Source organism: Micromonospora sp. S4605 (genome assembly GCF_003176715.1).
Classification (GTDB): domain Bacteria; phylum Actinomycetota; class Actinomycetes; order Mycobacteriales; family Micromonosporaceae; genus Micromonospora; species Micromonospora echinaurantiaca.
In genome coordinates, this window is sequence record NZ_QGSW01000028.1 from 1 (window position 1) to 14,211 (window position 14,211).

Genomic DNA, 14,211 nt, shown 5'->3' on the forward strand with positions numbered 1-14,211 from the left:
CGAAGTCGGGCACGTCGCGGGTGACCACGGCGCCGGCCGCGATCAGTGCCCACCGGCCGATCGCGACCGGTGCCACGCAGACGGCTCGCGCGCCGATCGCGGCGCCCTCGCCGACCACCACCCCGACCGCTGTCCAGTCCGCGCCGCCCTTGAGCCGACCCTCCGGGGTCACCGCGCGCGGATACTCGTCGTTGGTGAGCACCGCGGCCGGCCCGACGAACACCCCGTCGGCCAGCTCCGCCGGCTCGTACACCAGGGCGTGGTTCTGCAGCTTGACGTTGTCGCCGAGCCGGACGCCCGGGCCCACGTACGCGCCCCGACCGATCACGCAGTCCCGGCCGACCGAGGCGCCCTCGCGGATCTGGGCGAGGTGCCAGACGCGGGTGCCGGAGCGGATGGTGGCCCGGTCGTCCACGTCGGCCGTCGCGGCGATCCGCACCCCGTCGGGCTGCGCCCGGTGGGCATCCGTCATGTCGGCGTCCTTTCCCCCGCGGCGATCCTATGCGGGCTGGGAACGGTAGACGCTCGGCGACAAAGCCGATGTCAGCAAGCCGACGCACGATCGGGAACGAACCGTCCGAGGACGGCGGACAACCCGAACGGACCTGATGACCCCGGCGGCACCGCCGGATTTCCGGCAGCGCTATGGCGTACCCGGCGACGGTGTGGCTAGCTTGCCGGACGGACGCCCACCACTCCCCTCCGTGAACGCGCTCTGTCCTGCCTAGCGAAACGGATGCTCCGTGAACTCATCGCACGCTGCCGCCGGCGACCCGATCGGCGTGGCCGTCATCGGCGCCGGCTACTGGGGACCGAACCTCGTCCGCAACTTCCAGGCGTCCACCGACTTCCGGCTGCGCTGGCTCTGCGACCTCGACATGGGCCGCGCCGAGCGGGTGCTCGGCGGCTACTCGACCGTCCGGGCCACCGACGACCTCGCCGCGGTGCTCGCCGACGACTCGGTACGGGCGGTGGCCATCGCCACCCCGGCCGGCACCCACCTGGAGGTGGCGACGGCGGCGCTGCGCGCCGGCAAGCACGTGCTCGTGGAGAAGCCGCTGGCCGCGAGCTTCGCGCAGGGGCGGGCGCTGGTGGCGGAGGCGGAGCGGCGCGGGCTGTCGCTGATGTGCGACCACACCTACTGCTACACGCCGGCGGTGCTGCGCATCCGCGACCTGCTGCACTCCGGTGACCTGGGCGAACTGCAGTACCTCGACTCGGTGCGGATCAACCTCGGGCTGGTGCAGCGCGACATCGACGTGATGTGGGACCTCGCCCCGCACGATCTGTCGATCCTGGACTTCATCCTGCCGGCCGGCGTGGCGCCGGTGGCGGTGGCCGCGCACGGCGCCGACCGGATCGGGGCGGGCCGCGCCTGCGTGGCGTACCTGACGCTGCGCCTGAACACCGGGGCGATCGCCCACATCCACGTCAACTGGCTCTCCCCGGTGAAGATCCGGACCACCATCATCGGCGGCTCGAAGCGCACCCTGGTCTGGGACGACCTCAACCCCGGCCAGCGACTGGCCATCTTCGACCGAGGGGTGGACGTGGCCTCGGCGGAGGAGCTCGGCGACGAACAGCGCCGGGACATGCTGGTGTCGTACCGCTCCGGGGACATGGTCGCGCCGGCGCTGACCGAACGGGAGGCGCTGCGCACCATGGTCGAGGAGTACGCCCGCTCGATCCGCAGCGGCACGCCGGCCCTGACCGACGGGCGGGCCGGACTGCGGGTGATCGCCATCCTGGAGGCCGCCTCGCGCAGCCTCGCCGACGGCGGAAGACTGGTCAACCTCAGCGAGTGGACCGACGCGTGAACCAGCGCGGCGGGTCACTCGCGCTGCCCCGGCGGGGCACGGACGGAAGCGGAGTGTCGGCATGAGTGCCGTTGGGATCGCCGGGGCGCGCGCCCTGGTCACCGGTGGAGCGGGCACCATCGGCTCGCATGTCGTCGACCAGTTGGTCGCCGGGGGCGCGGCCGAGGTGGTGGTGCTGGACAACTTCGTCCGGGGCCGGCGGGAGAACCTGGCCCGCGCCCTGCCGCACGCCAGCGTCCGCCTGGTCGAGGGGGACATCCGCGACGCGGCGCTGGTGCACGAGCTGACCCACGGCAAGGACCTGGTCTTCCACCTCGCCGCCATCCGCATCACGCAGTGCGCGGAGGAACCCCGGCTCGCCAACGAGGTGCTGGTCGACGGCACCTTCAACGTGCTGGAGGCGGCGGCGGCCGCGACGGTGCGCAAGGTGGTCCTCTCCTCGTCCGCCTCGGTGTACGGGCTCGCCGACGAGTTCCCGACCACCGAGCGGCACCACCCCTGGCACAACGACACGTTCTACGGCGCCGCCAAGGCGTTCAACGAGGGCATGCTGCGCAGCTTCCACAGCATGTACGGCCTGGACTACGTCGCCCTGCGGTACTTCAACGTCTACGGGCCGAGGATGGACATCCACGGGCTCTACACCGAGGTGCTGATCCGCTGGATGGAGCGGATCGAGGCCGGGACTGCCCCGCTGATCCTCGGCGACGGCCGGCAGACGATGGACTTCGTGCACGTCGCCGACATCGCCCGGGCCAACATCCTGGCCGCCCGCGCGGACGTGACCGACGAGGTGTTCAACATCGCCAGTGGCACCGAGACCAGCCTGGTCGAGCTGGCCCGGGCGCTCAGCGAGGTGATGAAGTCCGACCTGCCGCCGGAGCACGGCCCGGCCCGCGCGGTCAACGGGGTCACCCGCCGGCTGGCCGACACCACCGCCGCCGAGCGGAGGCTGGGCTTCCGCGCCGAGATCGGCCTGCACGAGGGGCTCCAGGGGCTGGTCGACTGGTGGCGGGCCGAGAAGTGAGCGCGAAGTGTGAGCCGGGCCCGCGAGCCCCGCGGTCGCGAACGGACGCCGGCCCGGTGAGCGGACCGCGCATTCCGGTGATGATCCCGCGGCTCGGCGAGGAGGAGGCGCAGGCCGCCGCCGAGGCGGTCCGCTCGGGCTGGGTGGCCCAGGGACCACGGGTGGCCCGGTTCGAGCGGGAGTTCGCCGCGCGGGTGGGCGCCGACCACGGGGTCGCGGTCAGCTCCTGCACCACCGCGCTGCACCTGGCGCTGGTGCTGCTGGAGGTCGGGCCGGGCGACGAGGTGATCGTGCCGTCGTTCTCCTTCATCGCCACCGCCAACGCGGTGCGCTACGTCGGGGCGACGCCGGTCTTCGCCGACGTGGACCTCGCCACCGGCAACCTGACCGTGGCGACGATCGACGCCGTACGCACGCCGCGGACGCGGGCGGTGATCGCGGTCCACCAGGGCGGCGTGCCGTTCGACGTGGTCGCGCTGCGGGAGGCCGCCGCCCGCTGGGGGCTGCCGCTGGTGGAGGACGCGGCCTGCGCCGCCGGCGCCACGGCGTACGGGCGGCCGGTCGGCGCCGGCGCCACCGTCTCGGCCTGGTCGTTCCACCCGAGGAAGCTGCTGACCACCGGCGAGGGCGGGATGGTCACGGTGGACGATCCGGCGTGGGCCGCCCGGCTGCGCCGGCTGCGCGAGCACGGAATGAACGTCTCCGCCGCCGACCGGCACGCCAGCGCGCAACCGGTGCTGGAGGCGTACCTGGAAACCGCCTTCAACTACCGGATGACCGACATCCAGGCGGCGATCGGGCTGGTCCAGCTCGGCCGGCTCACCGAACTGGTGGCGCAGCGGCGCGCGCTGGCCGCGCGCTACCACGAGCTGCTCGCCGACATCGACGGCCTGGTGCCGGTCCGCGACCCGGCGTACGGCGAGACCAACTACCAGTCGTTCTGGGTGCTCATCGACCCGGCGTACGGCGTGGGCCGAGACGAGGTCCTCGCCGAGCTGGCCACGGCCGGCGTCTCGGCCCGGCGCGGCATCATGGCCGCCCACCTGGAGCCGGCGTACGCCGACGTGACGCCCGCGCCGCTGCCGGTGACCGAGCGGCTGACCCGCGACTCGCTGATCCTGCCGCTGCACCACGCGCTGACCGAGGCCGACCAGGACCACGTGGTCGGCGTGCTGCGCAAGCTGGCCGGCTGATGCGTGACCTGGTCATCGTCGGCGCGGGCGGGTTCGCCCGGGAGACGGCCGCGGCGGTCCGGGCCGTCAACGACGCCCGCCCGACCTGGCGGCTGCGCGGCTTCCTGGACGACGATCCCGCGCTGCACGGCACCGTCCGCGCCGGAGCGCCGATCCTCGGCGGCACCGACCGGCTGGCCGACCTGCCGGAGGCGGCGGTCGTGGTCTGCGTCGGCAGCCCGCGCGACTACCGGGCGCGGCAGCGGATCGTCCGGCGGCTCGGGCTGCCGGCGGGGCGCTACGCCACGATCGTGCACCCGAGCGCCGAGGTCGGCGCCGGCAGCCTCCTCGGCCCCGGCACGGTGCTGCTGGCCGGCACGGTGCTCACCGCGGACGTCACCGTCGGCGCCCACGTCGCGGTGATGCCGCACGCCGTGCTGACCCACGACGACCGGGTGCACGACCACGTGACCATCGCCGCCGGGGTCCGCCTGGGTGGCGGCGCGGTGCTGCGCCTCGGCGCGTACGTCGGCGCCGGCGCCCTGCTGCGCGAGGGCGTCACGGTCGGCGAGTGGTCGCTGGTCGGGATGGGTTCCGTGGTGCTGCGTGACGTGCCGCCCGGCGAGGTCTGGGCCGGCAACCCGGCCCGCCGGCTACGCCCCGTCGAGGCGCCGGCGGAGCCGGACGCCGAGGGTGTGCCGACGCCGGCGGCGTCGATCGAGGAACTGGCCGTGCCGAGGGTTGTGGGGAGCTGACATGCCGGGAATTCCGCTCGTCGATCTCGCCGCCGCGCATGCGGAGGTGGCGGAGGAGGTGGAGGCCGGCTTCAAGCGGGTCATCGCCGACACCGCCTTCATCGGCGGCGCCGAGGTCGCCGCGTTCGAGAAGGAGTACGCCGCGTTCAGCGGAGTGCCGCACTGCGTCGGGGTGGCCAACGGCACCGACGCCCTCGAACTGGCGCTGCGCGCCGTCGGGGTCGGGCCCGGTGCCGAGGTGATCCTGCCGACGAACACCTTCATCGCCACCGCCGAGGCGGTCGCCCGCGCCGGCGCGCGACCGGTGCTGGTCGACTGCGACCCGGAGACGTACCTGATCGACGTCGAGGCGGCGCTGGCCGCGGTCACCCCGGCCACCCGGGCGGTCATCCCGGTGCACCTCTACGGGCAGCTGGCGCCGGTGGAGCGGCTGCGGGAGGGCCTGGCCGGCCGCGACGTCGCCGTCGTCGAGGACGCCGCGCAGTGCCAGGGCGCCACCCGGCACGGGCGCGGGGCCGGCACCGACGGCATCGCCGCGACCAGCTTCTACCCGGGCAAGAACCTGGGGGCGTACGGCGACGCCGGCGCGGTGGTGACCGCCGACGCCGCGCTCGCCCGCACCGTCCGCACCCTCGGCAGCCACGGCGGCCTGACCAAGTACGCACACGACATCGTCGGCGTGAACAGCCGGCTGGACGGCCTGCAGGCGGTGGTGCTGCGCGCCAAGCTCGCCCGGCTGGCGGCCTGGAACGCGGCGCGGCGGGCCGCCGCCGCCCGGTACGACGCGCTGCTGGCGGGGGTGGACGTGACCCGTCCGGTGACGCTGCCGGGCAACGAGCACGTCTGGCACATCTACTGCGTCCGGATCCCGGGCGACGGCACCCCGGCCCGACGGGACCGGGTGCTGGCGCGGCTCAACGCGGCCGGCGTCGGTGCGGGCATCCACTACCCCGTGCCGGTGCACCGCACACCCGCGTTCGCCGGCCTCGGGCACCCGACGGGGGCGTTCCCGCGGGCGGAGCGGATCGCGTCCGAGCTGCTCTCGCTGCCGATCTACCCGCAGATCACGGCGGACCAGCAGGAGGCCGTGGTGGCGGCGCTGACCGCGGCGCTGGCCGACTGAGCGGGCAGGAAGGGCCGCCAGCCGGGGCGTACCGCGTCCGGCCGGCGGCGGTGGGCGGCCCGCCGGGTGGCGGGTCGGGAGGTGGGACGTCGTGTACGTGACGCTGCGGGACCGGCCGGGGGACACCGGTCCGGACCGGCCCCGGGCCGCCCTGCGCCGCGTCTCCGGGACCGTCGTGCTGCTCGGCACGGTCAGCCTGCTCACCGACGTGTCGTCGGAGATGGTCGCCTCGGTGTTGCCGCTGTACCTCACCGCGGTGGTCGGCCTGAGTCCGGTCGCGTACGGCTTCCTGGACGGCGTCTACCAGGGCGTCAGCGCCCTGGTACGGATCGCCGGGGGCTACGCCGGCGATCGCGGCCGGCGGCCGAAGTGGGTGGCGGCGGCCGGCTACGGGGTCTCCGCGCTGAGCCGGTTGGCGATGCTTCCGGCGGCGGGCTTCGCGGCGGTGACCGCGGTGGTCACCGCAGACCGGTTGGGCAAGGGTCTGCGTACCGCGCCGCGGGACGCGCTGATCGCTGCCGCGTCCCGGCCGGAGGCGCTGGGGCGGGCGTTCGGCGTGCACCGGACGCTGGACACGGTCGGCGCCGCCGCCGGCCCGCTGGTCGCCTTCGCCCTGCTGGCGACCGTGCCGGGCAGTTACGACTCGGTCTTCGTCGTCTCGTTCGCCTTCGCGGTCGCCGGGTTGGCGGTGCTGGTGCTGCTCGTGCCCGACCTGCCGACCGCGTCCGGAGCGGTCCGCGCCGGGCTGCGCCGGGTGGTCGCCCAGGTCGCCGGCGTACGGCTGCGGCGGCCACTGCTGGCGGCCGCGCTGCTGGGCCTGGTGACCATCGGTGACGGCTTCCTCTACCTGACCCTGCAGGACCGGGACGACTTCGCCGCCCGCTGGTTCCCGCTGCTGTACGTGGGCACCAACGTCGCCTACCTGGTGCTGGCGGTGCCGCTCGGGCGGCTCGCCGACCGGGTCGGCCGCGGCCGGGTGTTCGTCGCCGGGCACCTGGCGCTGCTCGGCGGCTACCTGGTCGCGGCGCTGCCGCGCGGCGGCGTCGGGCTCACGGTCGTCGTCCTGCTGCTGCTCGGCACCTTCTACGCCGCCACCGACGGCGTGCTGGCGGCCCTGGTGAGCCGGCTCGTGCCGGCCGACAGCCGGGGCACCGGCATCGCCGCCGCCCAGACCACCGTGGTGCTGGCCCGGTTCGCCGCCTCCGTGCTGTTCGGACTCGTCTGGCAGCTCTACGGGCCGCGACCGGCGCTGGTCCTCTTCGCCGTGCTGCTGGCCGGCGTCGTGCCGGTCGCCGTCCGGCTGCTGCGCGGCGCCGACCACCCGGCCACGCCGGCCAGCACGGGAGCCCCGGCGTGAGCGGGCGGGCGGCCAGGTTCGAGGCCTCGGCCGGGGGCACGGAGCGGAGCGGCGACGCGAGCGAGCGGCGCGCGCGGATCAGGCCCAGCGCCCCGGCAGCCGGTGGCGGAACGGGGCGGAACGGAGTGGCGACATGAGTGAGCCGACGGGCGGGCTCGGCCAGCGGGCGCGGCTGGCCGCGCTGGCGGTGGTGCTGCTGGTCGTGGCCGCCGGTGCGGGCGGCTACGTCTGGCGGGTCCGGCAGGACCAGGTGGCGGTGCGGGCGGCGGCGACCGGGGCACCGACCCGCGCCGACCTCCCGGCCGTGCGGAGCGGGCCGCACCTGGTGTTCCGGAACACCGCCCTGGGCCCCGACTACGGCCGGGTGGCGATGGTGCCGCTCGCGGCGCCGGCCGGGCCGCGGGCGGTCACCGGCGCCTCCTGCGAGCGCGTCCACGCGACCCGCGACGCGGCGCTCTGCCTCGCCGCCGACCGCGGCCTGGTGACCACCTACCGGGCACAGGTGCTCGACGCCGACTGGGCGCCCCGGCGGGACCTGCCGCTGGTGGGCACGCCGAGCCGGGCCCGGCTGTCCCGGGACGGGTCGCTGGCGGCGACCACCACGTTCGTCCAGGGCGACTCGTACGCCAACCCGGGGCAGTTCTCCACCCGCACAGTGGTCAGCCGGGTGGACGGCGAGGTGGTCGGCGACCTCGAGGAGTTCACGCTCGTCGTGGCCGGCAAGCGGGTCACCGCCATCGACCGGAACCTGTGGGGGGTGACCTTCGCCGCCGACGACCGCTTCTACGCCACCGCCGCCTCCGGCGGGCGGACCTGGCTCGTCGAGGGCAGTCTCGCCACCCGCCGGGTCACCGCGCTGCGCGCGGACGCGGAGTGCCCGTCGCTGTCGCCGGACGGCACCCGCGTCGCGTTCAAGAAGCACGGCGACCTGCCGCCGGGGCGCTGGCGGCTGGCCGTGCACGATCTCGCGACCGGCGCCGAGACGCTGCTCGCCGAGACCCGCAGCGTGGACGACCAGGTCGAGTGGCTGGACGACCGGACGGTCGTGTACGGCCTGCCGCGCACCGACGCCACCTCGGCGTCCAGCGACATCTGGGCGGTACCGGCCGACGGCGGCGGGCAGCCGCGCCTGCTGGTCGCCGACGCCTGGTCGCCGGCCGTGGTGCGCTGACCGGTGCACCGCCGGATGCGGTGACCGGGCTCAGGACGACGGCGCCAGCGGCTTACCGTCGCTCCACACGTTGTCCCGCCACTCGTTACCCGGCGCGGACCGGGCGTAGGAGGTCACCGGCCCGTACGACCCGCATCTGCCGTTGCCGCCCCGCTCGAAGACGTTGCCGGTGACCACGATCCCGCTGACCTGCGTGCCGTACTGCTTCTTCTCGTCGAAGCCGCCGTAGAGGCAGTAGGACATCTGGTCGGACGCGACGAAGAGGTTGTCGCGGATGGTGTAGTTCGTGTTGGGCCCGAAGTCGCCGAAGATGGACACGTCGGCAGTGCAGCCGCCACCGCTGGCGTTGCCGCGCCGGTCGCAGGCCAGGGTGTTGTGCACCAGCCGGATGTCGCTGCCCCCGTTGGACAGGAAGGCGTTGAGGTGCCAGTCCTCGCCGTCGGGCAGGTACTGGCCGTGCAGCCAGGAGTCCTGGACCAGGCAGTTGCGGTAGCAGTTGACGCTGGTCTGCCCGCCGCGGATCTCCGAGCGCAGCACGGTGAGGTTCTCGAAGCCGACGGTGTGCTCGTACGCCTGCCCGCCGTCGACCTCGGAGTCCTCGACGCGCAGCGAGTGGCTTTCGCCCTCCAGCCGGATCGTGCCGTCGACGCGACTGGACCGGATCACCACGTTCGCCGCCTTGACGACCAGCGAGCAGCGGACGTGCCGGCGGTCGATCACGGTGTTGGCCCGGGTGATCGTGCAGGGCCCGGAGTAGCCGCCCAGCCGGACGCCGTCGGGCACGCCGGTGTTGCCGGCGCCCGGGAAGCCCGTCGCCCTGGCGGCGGCGGACGGCGTGGCGGTGGATGGTCCCGTGGGCCGGGCGCCGAGCCGCTCACTGGCCCGGGGCGCCGCCGACGACGTCGCCGCGCCGGACCCGTTCGCCGCCGGGGCACCCGGGTCCCCTCCCGTGGTGGCGACCCGGTCGGTGTCCCGGTCCGCCACCGCCGCGACCGTGCCGGCGGCGGCGACCGCGGCCAGCAGCGCCAGGGCCGCGCCGAGCGCCACCCGGCGGCGGCGTCGACCGCCCGGAGCGGTCGCACCGCGGGCCGGAGCCGGCTGCGTGGACTGCCGCACGACCGGCTGGCCGGCTACGGCCGACGCTCGGCGACGAAGGCGGAGAGGCTGCCGAGCGTCTCGAACAGCTCGGCGGTCACGTCACCGTCATCGACGGTGAAGCCGAACCGCTCCTCGATCGCCGCGACCAGTTCGAGCACGGCCATCGAATCCAGCTCCGGCAGGCTCCCCAGCAGCGGCGTCGACGCGTCCAGCCCGGCCGCCCGGTCCTCGATGCCGAGCACCGAGACCAGGACCTCCCGGACCTCGTCGAGGGTTTCCGCGTACGTGACGTCCACAGTTTCTCCTTCTCGGGCGATCAGACCAGCACCTCGGCCGGGGCCGGGTGACTGAGAAAGGCGGTCGGGCTGGCGGTGAGCCCGTACGCGCCGGCCTGGAACAGGACGATGAGGTCGCCGACGTCCGCCCGGGGCAGCGCCACGGCGTCGCCGAGCAGGTCCAGCGGGGTGCAGAGGCAACCGACGACGGTCACCGTCTCGGCCGGTTCGGCGTCGATCCGCCCGGCCACCGCTATCGGATAGTTGCGCCGGATCACCTGGCCGAAGTTGCCGGAGGCGGCGAGCTGGTGGTGCAGTCCACCGTCGACGACCAGGTAGGTGCGGCCACGGGAGACCTTCCGGTCGACCACCCGGGTGACGTAGACGCCGCACTCGCCGACGATGTAGCGGCCGAGTTCGACCACGACCCGCGCCTCGGGCAGCCTCTGCCGGATCGGCCCGCGGGCCAGGTCGGCGAGGTTCGCCCCGATCGCCGCGAGATCCAGCGGCTCGTCCCGCTCGGTGTACGGGATGCCGAAGCCGCCGCCCAGGTTGAGGTAGCGCACCGGCAGCGGGGACTCTTCGGCCAGTTGGCACGCCAGCTCGACGGTGCGGCGCTGCGCCTCGCAGAGGCTGTCGGCGCGCAGGTTCTGCGAGCCGGCGAAGACGTGGAAGCCGAGGAACTCGACGTCGGCGTTCGCCAGCTCCTTGAGCAGCGCGGGCACCCGCTCCGAGTCCACGCCGAACTGTTGCGGACCGCCGCCGAGGCGCATGCCGGAGCCCTTGACCGCGAAGTCCGGGTTGACCCGCACCGCCACCCGCGGCCGCAGCCCGAGCAGCCGGCCCAGCGCGGCGACCCGGTCGGCCTCGTTCTCGGATTCCATCTCGATGGTCACCCCCGCCGCGATGGCCTGCCGCAGCTCGGCGTCGGTCTTGCCGGGGCCGGCGAAGCTGACCCGGTGCGGCGGCATCGGCGTGTCCAGCGCGGTGCGCATCTCCAGGGCGGAGGCGACGTCGAAGGAGTCCACCAGCCCGGCGAGATGCTGCACCACGGCGGGCATCGGGTTCGCCTTCACCGCGTAGCTGAGCTGGACCTCGCGCGGCAGGGTGGCGCGCAGCAGCGCCACCCGGTCGGTGAGCAGCCGCCGGTCGTACGCGAAGAAGGGCGTGCCGCCGACCCGCTCGGCGAGGCGGTCGACCGGTACGCCGCCCACGGCGAGCCGGCCGGCGTCGCGGTCGAAGGCGGCGGCGGGATGGTGGGTCACGACGTCAACTCCTGGCGTAGCAGGTTCCGGTCGAACTTGCCGTTCGGCGACCGGGGCAGCGCGGGCCGCGCCACGATCTCCCGGGGCAGCATGTACGGCGGCAACTCCCGCTTCAGGGCAGCCAGCAGCGCCGCCCGGTCGAGGTCGGCGCCGTCGGGCGGGCTCACCACCAGGACCACCCGCTGGCCGAGCACCGGGTCGGGCAGGCCGAGAGCCGCGGCGTCGCGGACGAGGCCGCTGTCGTAGACGATCTCCTCGATCTCGGTGGGGCTCACCCGGTATCCGGAGGTCTTGATCATGTCGTCGACCCGGCCGACGAAGTAGAGGAAACCCTCCTCGTCGCGGACCACTGTGTCGCCGGACCAGACCGCCGGCTCCGGCAGCAGGTTGCCGTCCCGGCCCGGTGCGGGACGGAACCGTTCGGCCGTGCGCGCCGGGTCGTTCCAGTAGCCGAGGGCGACGAGCGCGCCCCGGTGCACCAGCTCGCCCTCCTCCCCCGGCTCGCATGGCGTGCCGTCGGGCCGGACCACGAGGATCTCGGCGTTGGGGATCGCCTTGCCGATCGAGTCGGGTCGGCGGTCCACCTCGGACGGATCGAGATAGGTGGAGCGGAACGCCTCGGTGAGCCCGTACATCAGGTAGGGACGCGCGGCGGGGAGGATCCCGCGCAGCCGCTCCAGGGTGGTCTTCGGCATCCGGCCGCCGGTGTTCGCGAAGTACCGCAGGTGTTCGCCGGCCTCCGCCGGCCAGCTCACCCCGGCCAGCTGCGACCACAGCGGCGGTACGCAGGTCAGCCCGGTGACCCGGTGCCGGGCGCAGAGGCGCACCACGTCGCCGGGGAGCAGGTAGTTCATCAGCACCACGTGGGCGCCGACGGTGAAGGCGGTGGTGAGCTGGCTGAAGCCGGCGTCGAAGCTGAGCGGCAGCACCGCCAGGATCACGTCGTCGGCCGAGTTCGCCAGGTAGCCGCTGACGCTCGCCGCCCCGGCGAGCAGGTTGCGGTGCGAGAGCACCACCCCCTTCGGCTTGCCGGTGCTGCCGGAGGTGTAGAGGATCGCGGCCACGTCCAGGTCGATGCCGGTGCCGTCCGGCGGAAGCGGGTCGCCGTCGCGCAGCGCCGCCCAGGCGGTCACCGTACGGCGGTCGATTCCGTCGCCCGCGCCGCCGATCAGCACCACGTGCTCGACCGACTTGACCTGCTCCAGCTCCTCGCGCAGCAGCGCGTACCGCTCCGGGGTGGTGACCAGCACCCGCACCGCGCAGTCAGCCAGGATGTAGCCGACCTGTCGGGGCCGCAGCAGCGGGTTGACCGGTACGAAGACGCCGCCGGCCGCGGCGGCGCCGAAGATCGCCTCGACCGCCTCGATCCGCTTCTCGGTCCAGACCGCCACCCGGTCACCGCGGTGCAGGCCGAGCCGGCGCAGGCCCGCGCCGACCGCGGCCACGCCCCGCCACAGCCGCGCGTAGCTGACCGTGTCGTCCTTGTAGGTCAGTGCGGGCGCGTCGCCCCGCCGGGCGGCCGCGTCGGCGACGAGCTCGTGAAGCTGAGTACGCATGTCGGGGGTTTCGTCCCTCTCGTCCGGGCGCCGGGTCACCAGCTGAGGCAGACCAACTCGCTGTAGAGGTAGTCGACGTCGTCGGGGTCGAGGCTGTCGCTGCGGAACATCCTGCGCCGGGTGTCGGGCAGCAGCACCGACAGCGGCGGGCGCGCGCCGACCAGCCGCAGCTCCGCGAGGGTGGCGAGGACGCCGTGCCGCAGCAGCAGGTGACGCAGCAGCATCCGGTGCATCCGGCGGAACAGCTCCGGGTTGCTGACGTACAGGATCGAGCCGAACAGCGGCAACCGCTTGCGGCGGTCACGGCGGAACACCAGGTAGCTCCACTCGTGGCCGTCGACGAGCACGACGTGCCGGGCGGCCGGGGCGTCGGCGTGGTCGAGGTAGCGCTCCAGCTCGGGGCCGGTGAGCGTCCGGCGGATCACCTCCGGATCGGAGCTGACCACCCGGCGGCCGGGCAGCGAGGGCCAGGGCAGGTTCGGCAGCAGCGCGGTGGTGGTCGGCAGGAAGCGGAAGCCCAGCCGGGTGTTGATCGGCACCACGTTGCCGCTCGGCGAGAGGTCGGTGAAGTGGTAGCCGGGCTGGGCCAGCAGCGCCTTGAGCAGCTTGAGGCTGTGGAAGCGGAACTCGGGGAGCACGCACCAGGCGCCGAGGTTGCAGAACCGCTCCGCCCGGCCGGCCAGGGTGCGCTCGGAGTAGAAGGCCAGCAGCACGCCGACCACCTGCCCGTCGTCGGCGACCAGCATCATGCCGTGGTTGGGCGCGTCCACCTTCCACGGCACGTCGACCGCGCGTACCCACGCCTGGACGGGGACTCGACCGTTAAGGTGGGTATGAAGGAATTGTCCTGCCGCCGCCACCCGAGGCCCGGCGATGGGCTCGACCCGGACTCCCATTCAGGACGTCCGGCCCGGGGCGGGGCGACGGTGCCGGCGGTCGCCGCCGGGGTGCGGGTCGGCAGGCGAGTGGACGGGCCACGGCGGGCCGCCGAACCAGCTCCGGTCTACCACCGCAGACTCCCTCGAACGTCCGACGTACCTGGCCCCCGACCGGCCGTGGCGCGATCCCGGCCCGGGCGGCCGCTCCGGCGCGGGGCTGCGGCGACGATACCTCGCGTTCGCAGCGTGGATCCGTCGCTGAGCCGGATATCCGTCAGTCGTCGGCCCTAACCTGCCCGCCCGGCCGGGCGGAGGCCGACGGTCGCGGAACCACCCCGCCCCAACCGGGTCCGGTCTCCGACCGTCCCGTTCTTCCCACCACCCCACCCGGCGTCGCCGGGACGACGCACCGATCAGCGCCGCGGCCCCGGCCGCGCGCACTGGACATTGTGAGGAGTGGACCATCATGAAGCCCAGACGCGGGTTCCGCCGGAACCGACGGCTCGCGGTCGTCGGCGCGCTGGCGGCGATGCTCGCGGCCTCCGGCGTGCTCGCGGTGAGTTCGTCGGCGGGGAGCCGCCCGACGTCGGCGCGGCCCGGCTCGGCGGTGCGGACCGGCACGGCGGCGGCCGACGCGAAGTATCGGTGGGCCCACCGGTCGCCGCGGCCGAAGCCGTCGAAGACCCGGCCACCCGCCATCGGGTCACCGCGCCCGAC

At 74.5% G+C, this 14,211-nt stretch carries 14 protein-coding genes; 8 read left to right on the forward strand and 6 right to left on the reverse strand.

Annotation, left to right across the window (positions count from 1 at the left end):
- Nucleotides 1-472, reverse strand: a 472-nt coding sequence (locus tag DLJ47_RS00945) for an acyltransferase (protein ID WP_109898226.1), incomplete at its 3' end; no start/stop codon positions are given.
- 271 nt (nt 473-743) lie between these two features.
- Here DLJ47_RS00945 and DLJ47_RS00950 point away from each other — a divergent pair.
- The 7 genes from DLJ47_RS00950 to DLJ47_RS00980 all read left to right on the forward strand — a co-directional run bounded on the left by DLJ47_RS00950 (nt 744) and on the right by DLJ47_RS00980 (nt 8,422).
- Nucleotides 744-1,817 carry a Gfo/Idh/MocA family protein gene (locus DLJ47_RS00950; protein WP_109898217.1) on the forward strand — a complete coding sequence of 358 codons (1,074 nt, stop codon included), beginning with the start codon at nt 744-746 and terminating at the stop codon, nt 1,815-1,817.
- A 61-nt stretch (nt 1,818-1,878) separates the two neighbouring features.
- Complete coding sequence (locus DLJ47_RS00955) at nt 1,879-2,844, forward strand: NAD-dependent epimerase/dehydratase family protein (protein WP_199235638.1); 966 nt, start codon at nt 1,879-1,881, stop codon at nt 2,842-2,844.
- A 56-nt stretch (nt 2,845-2,900) separates the two neighbouring features.
- Nucleotides 2,901-4,037 (forward strand): DegT/DnrJ/EryC1/StrS family aminotransferase, encoded by a 1,137-nt coding sequence (locus DLJ47_RS00960; RefSeq protein WP_233257595.1) that lies wholly within the window; start codon nt 2,901-2,903, stop codon nt 4,035-4,037.
- On the forward strand, nt 4,037-4,771 hold the full coding sequence (locus DLJ47_RS00965) for an acetyltransferase (RefSeq protein WP_109898219.1): 735 nt from the start codon (nt 4,037-4,039) through the stop codon (nt 4,769-4,771). Before DLJ47_RS00960 ends, DLJ47_RS00965 begins: the two co-directional genes overlap by 1 nt.
- Nucleotide 4,772: 1 nt before the next feature.
- Entirely contained in the window at nt 4,773-5,894 is a 1,122-nt protein-coding gene (locus DLJ47_RS00970; protein WP_109898220.1) for a DegT/DnrJ/EryC1/StrS family aminotransferase, read from the forward strand.
- Between the two features lie 91 nt (nt 5,895-5,985).
- Nucleotides 5,986-7,251, forward strand: a complete 1,266-nt coding sequence (locus DLJ47_RS00975; protein ID WP_109898221.1) for an MFS transporter — start codon at nt 5,986-5,988, stop codon at nt 7,249-7,251.
- Nucleotides 7,252-7,384: 133 nt separating this feature from the next.
- Nucleotides 7,385-8,422, forward strand: a complete 1,038-nt coding sequence (locus tag DLJ47_RS00980) for a TolB family protein (RefSeq protein ID WP_109898222.1) — start codon at nt 7,385-7,387, stop codon at nt 8,420-8,422.
- A 30-nt stretch (nt 8,423-8,452) separates the two neighbouring features.
- On the opposite strand, the gene DLJ47_RS00985 is transcribed toward DLJ47_RS00980, so the two are convergent.
- The 5 genes from DLJ47_RS00985 to DLJ47_RS01005 are packed head-to-tail and all read right to left on the reverse strand — an operon-like array spanning nt 8,453 to nt 13,398.
- On the reverse strand, nt 8,453-9,538 hold the full coding sequence (locus DLJ47_RS00985; protein WP_146227991.1) for a hypothetical protein: 1,086 nt from the start codon (nt 9,536-9,538) through the stop codon (nt 8,453-8,455).
- Nucleotides 9,539-9,552: 14 nt separating this feature from the next.
- Nucleotides 9,553-9,816 carry an acyl carrier protein gene (locus tag DLJ47_RS00990; RefSeq protein WP_109898224.1) on the reverse strand — a complete coding sequence of 88 codons (264 nt, stop codon included), beginning with the start codon at nt 9,814-9,816 and terminating at the stop codon, nt 9,553-9,555.
- Between the two features lie 20 nt (nt 9,817-9,836).
- The gene (locus DLJ47_RS00995) at nt 9,837-11,060 is read right to left on the reverse strand and encodes a pyridoxal-dependent decarboxylase, exosortase A system-associated (RefSeq protein WP_109898225.1); all 1,224 of its coding nucleotides are present in this window, start codon (nt 11,058-11,060) and stop codon (nt 9,837-9,839) included.
- Nucleotides 11,057-12,616 carry an acyl-CoA ligase (AMP-forming), exosortase A system-associated gene (locus tag DLJ47_RS01000; protein ID WP_109898228.1) on the reverse strand — a complete coding sequence of 520 codons (1,560 nt, stop codon included), beginning with the start codon at nt 12,614-12,616 and terminating at the stop codon, nt 11,057-11,059. Before DLJ47_RS01000 ends, DLJ47_RS00995 begins: the two co-directional genes overlap by 4 nt.
- Before the next feature lie 35 nt (nt 12,617-12,651).
- Nucleotides 12,652-13,398, reverse strand: coding sequence for a hypothetical protein (locus tag DLJ47_RS01005; RefSeq protein WP_199235639.1), 747 nt, complete (start codon nt 13,396-13,398; stop codon nt 12,652-12,654).
- Nucleotides 13,399-13,960: 562 nt separating this feature from the next.
- Here DLJ47_RS01005 and DLJ47_RS36555 point away from each other — a divergent pair.
- A partial coding sequence (locus tag DLJ47_RS36555; RefSeq protein WP_233257596.1) for a hypothetical protein occupies nt 13,961-14,211 on the forward strand: 251 nt, incomplete at its 3' end.

What these genes read in the sequence shown, in the direction of transcription:
- DLJ47_RS00955 (WP_199235638.1), top strand. Translation starts at nt 1,879, where the DNA reads ATGAGTGCCGTTGGGATCGCCGGGGCGCGCGCCCTGGTCACCGGTGGA.
- DLJ47_RS00965 (WP_109898219.1), top strand. Translation starts at nt 4,037, where the DNA reads ATGCGTGACCTGGTCATCGTCGGCGCGGGCGGGTTCGCCCGGGAGACG.
- DLJ47_RS00970 (WP_109898220.1), top strand. Translation starts at nt 4,773, where the DNA reads ATGCCGGGAATTCCGCTCGTCGATCTCGCCGCCGCGCATGCGGAGGTG.
- DLJ47_RS00980 (WP_109898222.1), top strand. Translation starts at nt 7,385, where the DNA reads ATGAGTGAGCCGACGGGCGGGCTCGGCCAGCGGGCGCGGCTGGCCGCG.
- DLJ47_RS01000 (WP_109898228.1), bottom strand. Translation starts at nt 12,616, where the DNA reads ATGCGTACTCAGCTTCACGAGCTCGTCGCCGACGCGGCCGCCCGGCGG.